At 37.3% G+C, this 12,553-nt stretch carries 14 protein-coding genes; 5 read left to right on the top strand and 9 right to left on the bottom strand.

Annotation, left to right across the window (positions count from 1 at the left end; translation table 11 throughout):
* Positions 1-2: 2 nt before the first annotated feature.
* From C9J29_RS11985 to C9J29_RS11975, 3 genes are all read right to left on the bottom strand, one after another.
* A complete protein-coding gene (locus tag C9J29_RS11985; RefSeq protein ID WP_089984417.1) occupies positions 3-386 on the bottom strand; it encodes a VOC family protein in 384 nt (127 codons plus the stop codon).
* A 64-nt stretch (positions 387-450) separates the two neighbouring features.
* A complete protein-coding gene (locus C9J29_RS11980) occupies positions 451-729 on the bottom strand; it encodes an ArsR/SmtB family transcription factor (protein ID WP_008174769.1) in 279 nt (92 codons plus the stop codon).
* 161 nt (positions 730-890) lie between these two features.
* Positions 891-1,361 (bottom strand): Lrp/AsnC family transcriptional regulator, encoded by a 471-nt coding sequence (locus tag C9J29_RS11975; protein WP_008174770.1) that lies wholly within the window; start codon positions 1,359-1,361, stop codon positions 891-893.
* Between the two features lie 205 nt (positions 1,362-1,566).
* On the opposite strand from C9J29_RS11975, the gene C9J29_RS11970 reads away from it, so the two are divergent.
* The gene (locus C9J29_RS11970; RefSeq protein WP_237068836.1) at positions 1,567-2,442 is read left to right on the top strand and encodes a DMT family transporter; all 876 of its coding nucleotides are present in this window, start codon (positions 1,567-1,569) and stop codon (positions 2,440-2,442) included.
* Between the two features lie 27 nt (positions 2,443-2,469).
* Here the strand turns inward: C9J29_RS11970 and C9J29_RS11965 are convergent, their stop codons facing one another.
* From C9J29_RS11965 to C9J29_RS11945, 5 genes are all read right to left on the bottom strand, one after another.
* Entirely contained in the window at positions 2,470-5,535 is a 3,066-nt protein-coding gene (locus C9J29_RS11965) for a hybrid sensor histidine kinase/response regulator (RefSeq protein ID WP_107922220.1), read from the bottom strand.
* Between the two features lie 148 nt (positions 5,536-5,683).
* Positions 5,684-6,019, bottom strand: a complete 336-nt coding sequence (locus C9J29_RS11960) for a hypothetical protein (protein WP_008174773.1) — start codon at positions 6,017-6,019, stop codon at positions 5,684-5,686.
* Positions 6,020-6,286: 267 nt separating this feature from the next.
* Positions 6,287-6,547 carry a hypothetical protein gene (locus C9J29_RS11955; protein ID WP_237068823.1) on the bottom strand — a complete coding sequence of 87 codons (261 nt, stop codon included), beginning with the start codon at positions 6,545-6,547 and terminating at the stop codon, positions 6,287-6,289.
* Positions 6,548-6,626: 79 nt separating this feature from the next.
* On the bottom strand, positions 6,627-6,980 hold the full coding sequence (locus C9J29_RS11950) for an NUDIX domain-containing protein (protein WP_107922219.1): 354 nt from the start codon (positions 6,978-6,980) through the stop codon (positions 6,627-6,629).
* A 27-nt stretch (positions 6,981-7,007) separates the two neighbouring features.
* Positions 7,008-7,478: a peptide-methionine (S)-S-oxide reductase gene (locus tag C9J29_RS11945; protein ID WP_008174776.1), complete on the bottom strand. Its 471-nt coding sequence runs from the start codon at positions 7,476-7,478 to the stop codon at positions 7,008-7,010.
* A 691-nt stretch (positions 7,479-8,169) separates the two neighbouring features.
* Between C9J29_RS11945 and C9J29_RS11940 the strand changes: the two genes are divergently transcribed.
* The 3 genes from C9J29_RS11940 (at position 8,170) to C9J29_RS11930 (ending at position 11,485) form a co-directional block, all read left to right on the top strand.
* Positions 8,170-8,649: a DUF6530 family protein gene (locus C9J29_RS11940; RefSeq protein ID WP_008174777.1), complete on the top strand. Its 480-nt coding sequence runs from the start codon at positions 8,170-8,172 to the stop codon at positions 8,647-8,649.
* Between the two features lie 20 nt (positions 8,650-8,669).
* Entirely contained in the window at positions 8,670-10,046 is a 1,377-nt protein-coding gene (locus tag C9J29_RS11935; RefSeq protein ID WP_008174778.1) for an MATE family efflux transporter, read from the top strand.
* A 323-nt stretch (positions 10,047-10,369) separates the two neighbouring features.
* Positions 10,370-11,485 carry a Ger(x)C family spore germination protein gene (locus tag C9J29_RS11930; RefSeq protein ID WP_443093743.1) on the top strand — a complete coding sequence of 372 codons (1,116 nt, stop codon included), beginning with the start codon at positions 10,370-10,372 and terminating at the stop codon, positions 11,483-11,485.
* A gap of 91 nt (positions 11,486-11,576) precedes the next feature.
* Here C9J29_RS11930 and C9J29_RS11925 read toward each other — a convergent pair whose 3' ends face one another.
* Positions 11,577-12,137 (bottom strand): AAA family ATPase, encoded by a 561-nt coding sequence (locus C9J29_RS11925; RefSeq protein ID WP_107922218.1) that lies wholly within the window; start codon positions 12,135-12,137, stop codon positions 11,577-11,579.
* 94 nt (positions 12,138-12,231) lie between these two features.
* Between C9J29_RS11925 and C9J29_RS11920 the strand changes: the two genes are divergently transcribed.
* Positions 12,232-12,537, top strand: coding sequence for a hypothetical protein (locus C9J29_RS11920; protein ID WP_107922217.1), 306 nt, complete (start codon positions 12,232-12,234; stop codon positions 12,535-12,537).
* Positions 12,538-12,553: the final 16 nt, after the last annotated feature.

Genomic DNA, 12,553 nt, shown 5'->3' with positions numbered 1-12,553 from the left:
AATTATTTTTGGATAATCTGTATAAGGTTGCCACAAGTATCATCCAAGACAGCTATTGTGACGGCCCCCATTTTTGTTGGCGTCATCGTAAATTCTACGCCCTTTTCTAATAATTGCTTGTACTCCTCATGAATATCTGCAACACCAAACATTGTTGCTGGAATACCTTCAGCGAATATTCTCTTTTGATAATCCTTTGCGGCAGGGTGCTCATCCGGCTCTAGTAAAAGCTCAGTTCCACCTTGCTCATCTGGCGATACAAGCGTCAGCCATCTATGCTTTCCTAATGGTTCATCTTCCTTTTTAACAAATCCTAGCTTTTCTGTATAAAATGACAATGCCTTTGCTTGGTCTGTTACAAATATACTGTTCACGATAATGTTCATTTGAATAGCCTCCTCTGTTAGTTGCACAAAATGCTTCACGCCCTATTGTATGATGTTCAAAAAATTACTCTACCCACCCCTTCAATAAATCTTTAAGTGGTTCATTGTTAAACATAACAACTCGATATTTCCCCTTCCGCTTAGATGTGACAAGCCCTGCCCCTTCCAAAACAGCAAGATGTTTAGCAATTGCTTGTCTCGTTATGGAAAGCTCGTACTTCATAAGTAGACGAACCGTTAACTCATATAAGGTCATCTCATTTTGTTCACATAGCTCGTCTATTATAAGCCTCCGAGTCGAGTCTGCAAGTGCTTTAAATATAGCGTCTTTATCCCATTTCATAAATTGATTATAGGCAACTTTTTGGTTGCATGTCAAGTATAAGCAACCTAGTAGTTGCCTATAAGTAAAAACAAAGCAATTTTAAATATATATATTTCTGTAAATATATAATAATAAAAAACACAGCAAGCTTGAGTAGGACACTCACACTTGCTGTGTTTTTATAAGGGTAACACCGTGGAATATTTGATTTCTCGTAAGGATAAATTTGTTTGAATTCTAGAGATACCTAACCTATTTAATTTCCGAATAAATTGATTCAATTCTTGACGATCTCGGATAACGATTTTTAATAAATAATCATAGGCACCTGTTAAACAGTGACATTCCAATATTTCTGTCATCGTTTGTAGGCTTGTTTCCAATTCCTCTATTTCCTTTGCTTGATGGATATCCGTACTCATAAAAACATAGCACAGTAAATCAAATCCTAGTTTTTCCTGATTTAAAATAGCGACTTGCTGATCGATATAGCCTTCGTTTTCCATTCGTTTGACTCTAGTATGAGTCGCTGGTGGCGATAAGCTGACACGTCTCGCCAATTCGGCATTACTAATATGAACCTCTCGCTGTAAAATATCTAAAATTTGAAGATCCGTTCTGTCTAGTTCTTTATTCTTGCTATCCTCCATTGATGTCTCCCCTTTTGATTATTTCCCATGATGTATCCACAGAACTTCTTTTCCGAACAATATTCCAAAAAAACTCCATATACTTAATTTTATTTCAAATTTAATCAATTTCACAAAATATTATACAGCGAAATCACTGTTAATGCTATGATTCTTAATATACATAAAGTTAAGAGGGGTGTTACGAGCTTTGGTTAAATTGTATATGGGTCTAATGCTTGTCACAAGTTTACTGTGGGGAGGGAATTTTGTAGTTGCCAAGACGCTTGTTGCCCATGCTTCTCCTATGACATTGACAACAGTCAGATGGTTAATTGCCGTCATTGTCCTTGTCCCATTGGTTTGGTGGAAAGAAAAAAAATTAGTTCCCCCCAAACAAGCGATTGTCCCGCTACTTTTAATGGGTGTTACAGGGGTTGCTCTCTTTAATATTTTTCAGTTTCTAGCATTAGAGCTTACGACTTCTACTAATGCAGGGCTTATTTCTACCATGAATACAATATCCATTGCCCTTTTTTCGTTTGTCTTGCTGAAAGAAAAAATAACGAAATGGCAGTTATCGGCAATGGTTTTATCATTGTTTGGGGTAGTTCTCGTTCTTTCAAAAGGAGATTGGCAGCTATTGCTGGATTTTCAATTGAATACAGGCGATTTATGGATGCTGGCAGCTGTGTGCGTTTGGGGTCTATATTCCATATGTAGTAAATGGGCTATGCAAACAGCCTCCCCCTTAATGGCTACTTTGTATGCCGGGGTATTCGGTGTGCTACTGCTCCTACCATTTACGAGTGCAGACTTTACCTTTACGAATGTCAATACATCTTTCATTCTTTCCATGCTATATACCGGCATTATTTCCACCGTTGTTTGTATGGTATTTTGGAATATAGGTGTACAGAAGTTAGGCGCGACCACATCGGGAATTTTTTTAAACTTCAATCCCATTTTCACTGCCCTTCTCGCCTATTTATTTATTGGAGAAAATATGTCCTGGCTCCAGGGAATTGGTGGGCTTATCGTCATTATGGGATGCTATCTGTTCACCCATTTTAAAACAAAAGCTCCGCAGGCTATACTATAAAGAAAAGATGCATGGCACACAGACGTGTCATGCATCTTGTTTTACGGGCTTCTTCACAAGAACTACAAAAGAAACAGATGTTCCTTCATGTAGCTTACTCGTAATAGTCAATCCTTGCCCATAATGCTGTTGAAGGCGAAGATGGGTATTCATTAAACCAATGCTTTTGGACGGCTGTTGCGTTGTTTGAAGTAACTGGGACAAACGAAGTTCATCCATGCCAACACCATTGTCCGAAACTGTAATTTCAAGTTGTGATTCACTTTCAAAAATCCGAATATGGATCGTTCCCCCTTCTGTCCGTTTTAAAATACCATGCTGTAGAGCATTTTCAACTAAGGGCTGGATAGTTAATGAGGGGATGAGCACATCGGTAGATGCCTCTAAATCCCATTTAACGTGAATACGATCGCCGAAGCGCTCCTGCTGAATATAAAGATAAGCTTGAATTAATGTAAGTTCATTTTCTAACGGCACAAGTGCTTCAACATTTTGAAAATTATAGGATTCTCTTAAAAAATCGCTGAGTGCCTCTACTAATCTACTTGTTCGTTCACTATCCATTTCACTCAACGTTAAAATGGCATTTAACGTGTTAAAAAGAAAATGAGGCTCAATTTGTGCCTGCAGCCAGGCAGCTTCCATACGATGACGTTCTTGAATGGATCGCTTCACCTTTATTAATGCCGCTACTCGTGAACGTAGCTCTAGTGCATCGACAGGCTTGGTCACATAATCATTCGCACCTGCTAAAAAGCCTTTTTCAAGATTCTGGGGTTGACTACGCGCTGTCAGCAATAATATAGGTAAATCGGTGATGGAGAATTGCTTCCGAATGAGACGCACTAATTCATACCCTGACATTTTCGGCATCATCACATCTGAAATAACTAAATCCCATTCGAGTGATTGAATACTTACTAGCGCATCTAAGCCACTTGTCACCGTAACAATGTCATATTGTTCATTTGCTAAAATTGTCTCAACTACTCGCAAATTAATAGGCTCATCATCCACTACTAAAATACGTGGATGATTCCACTCCGCACTTTGATCATCCTCCAAGGCTGCTTGTAAACTTGCTGTGCGCTCTGAACTCTTGCTAACGCTCTGTCGTACCTTTTCAAGTGGCACTTGGACATTCGATTCATCTGCTAGGGGCAATGTAAAGGTAAAGGTGGAGCCTTGTCCTACAACGGATTGCACTTCCAATGTTCCTCCATGGAATTCAATGAGCCGCTTACAGATGTTAAGCCCTAGCCCAAACCCTCCCTCTACCATAGTTTTACTGATCGTTCCTTGCTCATATGGTTCAAATATTCGACGCATGGTTTCATCGTCCACACCGATACCTGTATCTGTAATGACGATATTCGCCATCCCATTACGCGTATAACTCGAAATCGTAATCGACCCTTCATTCGTAAATTTCACAGCATTATGCACTAAATTAAAGACTATTTGGATCACACGATTTTCATCAGCTTGCACTCTTTGAAAATCTTCTGGTATTTTCAGGACGAACTGAACAGGCTTTCCCTCAATCATAAAGCGCAGCATATCAAATACACCTACAGCAATAGAATGTATGGATACCATACTTAGTTGTAATTGTTGTGTATCGTCTTTCAAGCGCATGACATCCAGCAAATCATTTAACAACAAAGACATTCGATTCCCTACGGACAGAACAGTTTCTAAATCATTCACACTTTTTGTAGTTAACGTCTTAGCTTCACGATCAAGTACTGCTTTAGACATATTGATAATGCTATGAAGTGGATTACGTAATTCATGAGAGGTACTTGCCAAAAATTCATCCTTGATTTTATCAATCTCTTGCAGTTTATGAGCAAGCTCCTTCGTATCGGCATGTACCTTTGCATAATCTTTAAACCACAATGTCGCTAAACAGGCAATTGTCACAATCAAATCAAAAGGATAAGAAATGATTTTTATGCCTGTAATCAGCAGTATGACATCCCAAATGATACTATTCACAAAGGCCACTAATCCTAATAAAATAAAAACATTCCTGCGAATATCCTTTATTGATTTTCCAATCATTAAGATTAAAGTAATAACGATCGGAGCTCCTAAAATAACCATATAAAATGCTTGCATGGAAACAAGATAACGTATAGGTAATGTGAAGGCTAATAGGATCGCTACCATGCTGAAAAAAGTGTATACATGTTTATAGAGCTGTAAATGTGGCGGTAGCCAGTGTTCTATACATTGCAGTAATGAATAGCCAATGCCCACCATAGAAAGATGGACTAAAATAAAACCCCAATCATAATTTATGGGAAACCAAAATGAAAGAAGTTTATCATCACTTCCTAATAAATAATAAAACATAATACTTACGGTTAAGATCGAAAAGAATAGTAAGCGTTTATCTTTATTTCCAACTAAATAGAGAATAACAGAGTAGATGGCATGCAAGACTAAAACAACTGCCACTAATAGCTGCATTGTGACGGACAATTGTGTCTCCCGATTGATTACATCTTCTTGTCCAAATTTGATAGAACGGACAATTCCCCCATTACGAGGATCTTGAAAGTTGGCTACTTGAATAATCAGTTCGATTTCACTTTCACCATTTGTCTCGAATGAGGCTGTAAACGGTACATTTTTAGCCACCGTTTGCGCTCGATTTTCACCTAGCTCCCCTGATTTCGCAATGAAGCGATCGTTCACATATATTTCTGCGGCACTACGAATACTTGGCACTCTTATACTAAAGGTTTTTGTCTCATCTGGATTAACCAGTATTTTTAGTTGATAAGAGCCATATCCAAATGGGCTTTGCTCCCCTTCCTGAAAAACTTTGTCCCAGCCATCCGGGACTTGTATGTATGTCTGGTTGGAAGAATGATTATCCATCAACCATTGCGATGGATAGAAGGACCATTCGCCATCAAGAGTTAATGCACTTTGTTGAAAATCAAAATTGCGGACATCCATCTGCCCTTTCATTGCATATGGTTGATCGGGCTGCGTAAATGATTGAAGCCATAAAATACGAGAACCTGTTAAAAAGACTATAAAGAATATAATGATGACAGCAATTTTTCTATGTTTCATAGTGAATGATCATAACACCTCCTCAATCTAAAAGTAATCCCATAACCTCCTATTCTACCAAGTCTACTTATACAGAATCTGAACAATCTATTTTTCCCCCAAAAAAACAAGACAGTCTAGTGACTATCTTGATTTCCCTTACCTATTATCATTTCTGCGGTGGAATGATGCCTGTAACAAGTAAGATAAAGAATACCAAACCTATTAGTACGAATATAAGTGATGCTATAAAAACAGGACCTGCTTTAAACTGAAATCGGTCTCGCTCCTGGATAATGCCTGTTACGGCTCCAGATTGAGCTGCAAAAAATCTTGACATAGCACCACCACTACTTGTAAAGTAGAGCGTTCCTAATGTAAAGGCAGCCCCTGTGAAAAACATGACTTCTATAAACCTGACAGAAAATACGGAGGCAATCCAATAAGTTAGGGAAAATTCTACAATAAATGCAATAACCATCATAATATAATGTTTTCGGTTCATTCTAAAAACCCCCTTCTTTCTTTATGTACGCATCCATTTGGTAAAAGTTTTATTTTTATAAAAATACTGTATAATTCCATCTCTAACGTGGAACTTCCATTTACATTCAAAGATGATAAGCAAGATTAGGGCGATGAGTATTATGAGCATCCATATAAAATGCCTTCCTCATCAAGTGGCTTGCCAAACGTGCATGAAGAGGACATGCCTAAAGATGCGTTACATCAACAAGTGGTTGATTATTATGTACCCTCATTAGAAATTACATTATTTAGTAATTGGCGAACTTTGCTTTTCCCAATCAGTGGGTCCCTCATTAGGTTCTATATACTTCCGCCAATACTCCCCGCTTTGCTTATCAAATATAATGATATTACTATCGTTTGGCGAGATTAACTCATACCTGAATTGTTCTTTCTTCGTTTTATCGACTTGTTCGGATGTGAAAGACTGCGATATAAACCATGCACCTAAAAGCAAACAGAATCCTAAAAAAATAATAGAAACAGACAATAAATTTTTATTCATTTGTTCCCCCCATAAGCAATATACACATTTCATTATTTAACAAATTATAACATTAAAGACAATGAAAAGAGTATATACTTTAAAAGACTAAGGAATAAAAGATATATACATTTATGTTCGAGCTCTGATAGGGATAATAAGAGGCCATATCATTGGGATTAACAAACATCCGTTGAGCAGATTCATATTTGCCTTCCACATACCCCTCCTCCTGCGCTTCCCGTTTAAAGCAATCTTCTGGGCTTTCTCCAGGTTCAATATGTCCTCCTGGAAAATCCCATCCTCTATGATTGTCATCTACCAATAATAATGGATCCTCTTGAAAACAAAAGCCATGTACACTTGTTATTAAATGATCAGGGGGCAGCAAGTTATTTTTTTCCCAAGTTAATTTAACGTTTGATTCTCCCCAATTTACATATGTAGTAGTCAATTTTTCCTCCGAAAATAATCATCTCTCTTACTTATATTTATTTAATAGTTCTTCTGGAATATGACAATAATCATTTGGACATTTTGCTAACCTATCTTGATGTTCTTCTGCACTTCTCACATAATTCGTAAGAGGTAATACTTCAACAACGATCAAATCGTAATCATTTCTTTCCCCAAGAAACGCCTTCGCCTCTAGTAAGTGTTCCGGATTTTCACTATAAACTCCCGTTCTGTATTTCTCGCCAACATCCTGTCCTTGTTTATTCAAACTGTAAGGATCAATAATTTCAAAAAAATACCCCATTAACTCCTGGATGGTTACAACGGAAGGATCAAATCCTGTTTTTACGCATTCGGCATACCCATCATAATCCCCCTCAAGGGTATAACTTGTTCCATTGGCTCTTCCTGCCTCTGTAAACTTAACGCCAGGTAAGTTTTTTATAAAAGCTTGTACTCCCCATAAGCAACCACCTGCAAAATATACTACTTCCATCCTTATTCACCTCTTTGTTTAATGAAACAAATCATACGAACTATCTAATTCCTACGTATATTTTTGTAAGAAATTTCTAAATGTTTATTCCATACTATCATGAAAATCGATGAAATTACAGGCAATCTCTTCTCTAAACACAAAAAGACCAGGATGCTCACCTTACTGGGAGTCCTGGTCTTTTTGTGAAAAGTGAAACTTACTAGTTTGCTTTAGTTTTTGTATCCTACTATTACAGTAGTCGTGTTCACGCTAGAAAAGTTACAGCTAATGTTAAAAATTTTTTATACCTTTTGGATAACCACCTAAACGATTCCTTCAAGGCAAGCGATAAGAATAAATCACAAGACATAGTCAAAAGCATTTAGCATACTTTTAAGTAGATTCCTACATGCTGCTTGTACATACTCCTCCCCATACATGTATATTTCATAATCCTTTGAATTGCCTATGCAATATGTATAATATCGCTCCATACACCGATACGATTTATCCAGAAAAACAGGGTAAACCTAGGTTCACAAAAACAGGCACTAAAACCCTCCATTTGTCTTGCGTTATATTGTTTGGCCAATGTCATACAGGTAAACGCCACTAATTTTTGGATTGACTTATGAAGTCCCTAATGCTAAATTTACTAAAGCAGTAATTTAGTAAATTACTAAATTCAAATGATAAGGAGTTTTTTTACATGAACATCCCAACACATTTAAAACATAAACCCGTAATTGTTGCCGAAAACTATGCCAATATTGATGGGCGTACAGCTTATCAAACTGATGCTCAAGGGCTTTCTCTCGGTTTAGCACAGTGGAATGACAGAGGAAAGGTGGATATTTCAGCGAAAGTTTGGCGCCATACTGGTGGTAAATGGTCTCGTCAATCAGAAGAACTTCCCCTGCATCGTGTGCTGGACCTTGCTATTTTAGTATGTGAGGCACAACTTCATTTTAAAGATGCCTATCGCTTCGAACATTTATATGATGAAGAAAACCCTGTGATTAAGCGTGTAGGCTTACAGGGAGATGCCATGACTGTGGAAGTTTGCACAGAAAATGAGCAAATCAATGAAGATATTCAACTTTTTCAGCAAGCGTTAAATAATGATGGTGAGCTAATCGGTGAACGACTGCGCACATTGTCACGAATCTTAAAAGAAATGGGTTATTAAAACTCAAGAGGAACCTATTGATGAATGCACAAATGTTACAAGATGATCAACAACTTAAGAAAGCCTTTTTTAATTTTTTAATTCCTGTTATGTTGGCGAATGTCCTGCAATCCGTTGGCCAGGTTTTTGCCATGTTTTTAGTGGGGCGTAATTTAGGTGTCGATGCACTAGCAGCGATTTCAGCCTTTTTCCCATTTTTCTTCTTTTTAATGGCATTTGCCATTGGCATTGGATCAGGTAGCTCCATTTTAGTCGGGCAAACTTTCGGGGCTGGTAATCATGCTAAGATGAAGGAAGTTGTTGGAGTAACGCTCGCCTTCACAACGATTTTATCCATTGTTGTGGCAATCTTTGGCGGCTTTTTTATTGAGTGGATTTTACGTTTTATGCAAACACCAGCTAATATATTAGACATGAGTATTAGCTATGCGCAAATTTTATTCTTCACGTTACCAATTATGTTCTGGTATATGGTGTATACAACCTTTATGCGTGGAGTTGGCGATTCCAAAACACCATTTCTATTTTTAGTTATTAGTGTTGTGTTAAATATCGCCTTCCTTCCCCCATTACTGTTCGGTTGGTTTGGCTTGCCTGCATTTGGCTTAAATGGTGCCGCTTATGCATCCGTTTTATCAAACCTAGTAACAATGATCTTGTTACTGGCATATTTGCATAAAACAAAGCATTTACTGCGTTTAGACAAATCTATTTTACAGCATTTTAAATTGAAGAAAGATATTTTAGCTTCATTGTTAAAGCTAGCGATTCCTTCTAGTATTAGTATGGTCGCTATCTCTGTCGCAGAAATTGCTGTCATTGGCTTTGTCAACGTCTATGGCTCCAATGCGACGGCGGCTTACGGCGTTGTTAATCAGGTCGCTAGCTATGCACAGGTACCTGCGATGAGTATTGCCATTGCTACATCTGTATTTGTCGCACAGGCATTAGGTGCAAATTCTACAGAAATGATTAAAAAAATTCGCCAAATGGGTGTCCGTATCAATTATCTTTTAGGAGGCGCCATTATACTGATCATGTATCTATTTGCTGAGCCAATTTTGGCCTTCTTTATCGATTCACATGATACTGTGCTCATTGCCAAAAATTATTTATATATCGCCTTTTGGAGTTATTTAATTTTTGGGCATACACAAACGGTTTCAGCTACGATGCGTGCAACAGGTGTCGTTTTATGGCCGACAATTTTCTTAGTCATTACGATTTGGGTAGTTGAGGTACCATTAGCGTTCCTACTATCTCACCACACTTCACTAGACTTAAATGGTGTATGGTTAGCCTACCCAATTACCTTCTGTGTACATTTCATTATGCAGTATGCTTACTTCAAGCTAGGTTGGCAAAAACGAACATTAAAAGCTATGCTTAACGATTAAAGAACTGAGGATATGCAAATAACGCATGTCCTTTTTTCGATAAACACAAAATGACCAGGTGCTCGATCGTGAGCCCTGGTCATTTTGTGAAAAGTGAATTTTACTACTTTGCTTCAGTTTTTTTGTATTCTACTAATGGATTAGTCGTATTCCGCTAAAAAAAGTTACATATAAAATAATAAATTTTTTCATTTTCTTCAATTCATTTTCCCTTTGGCTTATAAACAATCAAAACGTATTAAAATACCCTACATTTTTTTATAAAAACACCAGCTTTTGTCCAAGCTACTATTATAAAATAGCTACTTGAGAGTGGAGAAACGATGAAAACAACCTTCAAATTTATAGTAATGATTTTTCTAACAACCCTGCTCGCAGGTTGCTGGGATATTACAGAGCCACAAAGAATGTACTATATCAATGCAGTCGGTGTTGATTACGTTGATGATGAATATGAGGTCTATTTACAAATTATCAATTTTGCTGATGTCGCAAAATCGGTTCAACCTAGTTCAAATGCTGAGCCTGCTGAAATCGGTCGTGCTAAAGGAAGAACCGTAGAAGAGGCTATCTACAAATTGTATCGATCATCTGACCAGCAAATTTTTTGGGGGCATATGAGATATATCATTTTCTCGGAGAGTGCCATGGAAAATGAGCGATTTATCCCCGTTATTGATACGTTTATTCGTTTTCGAGATACAAGGTATCAAATTTGGATGTATTGTACAAAGGATCCAGTGCACGATGTCCTCCTTGTCTCACCAATATTAAAAAATTCACTGTCTTCCTCAAAGCTAAGTAACCCGATTAACCCAACAGAACAGGAAACGTTTGTTGAACCAAAAAATTTACGAGAAATCGTTATTGGATTAAATGAGCCTAACCACGAAGTGACAGTACCTTATGTATCCATTAGGAAAGATTGGCAAACGGACGAGGAAAATGTAGAGGAAACCTATTTTTCAGGTGTCGGCATTTTATCGAAAGACGGCTTAAAAGGATTTGTGAAGGATAATGCTGCCCGAGGTAATCAATGGATGCATAATTACACAAACCGAGGAGAAATCACCTTTAAATTGAGAACAGATGGTAAAGAAGAGTTAACCGTCAGTATTGACAAATTACAAGTCAAAAAAATACCTGTAGTGAACAAAGAGGAAGTTTATTTTGATGTCGAATTAAAACTTCGTGCAACCGTCAATGGCTTTAAAGGAAAAGTTAGCGAAAAAGAACTGAAGAAGCAGATTATTAAGGAAGTGAAAAAGGAAATCCGCGAGACCTATAATGAGGGATTAAAATTAGATGTAGATATTTTTCGATTATCAGAGGTACTTTATCGCGACAAAGTCAAAGTATGGAAAAGTTGGAGAAAGATGGAAAAATCCCTTTACAAGAGAATACTATTCGCAAAATTTCTATTGATGTTTCGCAAATAAACCCAGGGCGCAAAACGTTTTCTGAAATCATTAAAATTAAAAAAACTGGTTCTTCTGAATAAAAAAACGCTTGGGAGCCAAGCGTTTTTTCTTATAACCGGAATTTTTCTTGGACCATTTTTGCAACATCTTCCGCACTTAAATTTGTGCTCTCTATCTTTATATAATTGGGAAATTGGATTTCGCCATCGACTGAATTCAATCTGTAATTTTCTACAGAGGTTAATAAGTCCTGTTCAGACCAAGCAAGATCCCTTTTTGAAGGTTTATGCTCAAGTCTATTAGATCCTTTATTACGCTGAAGTCTCTCCTCTAAAACAGCCTCAAGTTCTACATAGTACACCATGCCACCTTTGGATTCAAAAAGCTCAGTAACTTGCTTCACATAGTCCCAATCCTCTTGACAATCAAACGCCCAAACATAGGTGAAAATCAATCCATATAAATGACTAGCTGAAACTTCTTCGAATATCTCCTGTCGAAACAAATTGACTAGCCTTTTCCCCTCTTTCGTACCATAGTCAAAAAAATGACTAACTAAATCAATCGTCATATGATTATGAAATAGCTTTAAGCCTGTTATTTTAGCTAATTCCTGCCCGACTGTCATTTTTCCAACAGCTTGAGGACCAAATATAAGAACAAATTTCATTCGTTACCTCCTAGGAAATGCTCCGTCATTTTGAGTATAAAATCATGTTTACAGCTAACAATAGTTGTAAATCATTCTAATCGAGGTGAAAAGTATGGAACATTTCCCACTCATACATACGAACTTTTGGGATGCCGTCATTGCCGTTCCAGTGGTGATGATTCTAACACAGATGATGAAGAGGCTTTGCCATATTAAATCTTTTTGGGTACCCTCCATCGCTTTAGTTATCGGCTTACTCATTTCCATCTTCATCAGCCATCGCCACAATTTGTTAGCGGGTCTATTTATGGGCTGGTTTTATGGCTATGCGGCCATTGGTAGTTATGCTGCGTTGAAAACCTCTTATATTACTTATAAGCAAAAAAAATTAAAAAAACAAAATCGATTTTCCTCTTAATTTTTGTATAAAATAC

Source organism: Lysinibacillus fusiformis (genome assembly GCF_003049525.1).
Classification (GTDB): Bacteria; Bacillota; Bacilli; order Bacillales_A; family Planococcaceae; genus Lysinibacillus; species Lysinibacillus fusiformis.
This window is presented reverse-complemented; position numbering and strand designations above follow the sequence as displayed.

Excerpts from the sequence above, each read along its gene's own strand:
- C9J29_RS11985 (WP_089984417.1), bottom strand. The coding sequence starts at position 386 with ATGAACATTATCGTGAACAGTATATTTGTAACAGACCAAGCAAAGGCA.
- C9J29_RS11980 (WP_008174769.1), bottom strand. The coding sequence starts at position 729 with ATGAAATGGGATAAAGACGCTATATTTAAAGCACTTGCAGACTCGACT.
- C9J29_RS11975 (WP_008174770.1), bottom strand. The coding sequence starts at position 1,361 with ATGGAGGATAGCAAGAATAAAGAACTAGACAGAACGGATCTTCAAATT.
- C9J29_RS11970 (WP_237068836.1), top strand. The coding sequence starts at position 1,567 with ATGGGTCTAATGCTTGTCACAAGTTTACTGTGGGGAGGGAATTTTGTA.
- C9J29_RS11965 (WP_107922220.1), bottom strand. The coding sequence starts at position 5,535 with ATGAAACATAGAAAAATTGCTGTCATCATTATATTCTTTATAGTCTTT.
- C9J29_RS11960 (WP_008174773.1), bottom strand. The coding sequence starts at position 6,019 with ATGAACCGAAAACATTATATTATGATGGTTATTGCATTTATTGTAGAA.
- C9J29_RS11955 (WP_237068823.1), bottom strand. The coding sequence starts at position 6,547 with ATGAATAAAAATTTATTGTCTGTTTCTATTATTTTTTTAGGATTCTGT.
- C9J29_RS11945 (WP_008174776.1), bottom strand. The coding sequence starts at position 7,478 with ATGGAAGTAGTATATTTTGCAGGTGGTTGCTTATGGGGAGTACAAGCT.
- C9J29_RS11940 (WP_008174777.1), top strand. The coding sequence starts at position 8,170 with ATGAACATCCCAACACATTTAAAACATAAACCCGTAATTGTTGCCGAA.
- C9J29_RS11935 (WP_008174778.1), top strand. The coding sequence starts at position 8,670 with ATGAATGCACAAATGTTACAAGATGATCAACAACTTAAGAAAGCCTTT.
- C9J29_RS11930 (WP_443093743.1), top strand. The coding sequence starts at position 10,370 with ATGAAAACAACCTTCAAATTTATAGTAATGATTTTTCTAACAACCCTG.
- C9J29_RS11925 (WP_107922218.1), bottom strand. The coding sequence starts at position 12,137 with ATGAAATTTGTTCTTATATTTGGTCCTCAAGCTGTTGGAAAAATGACA.
- C9J29_RS11920 (WP_107922217.1), top strand. The coding sequence starts at position 12,232 with ATGGAACATTTCCCACTCATACATACGAACTTTTGGGATGCCGTCATT.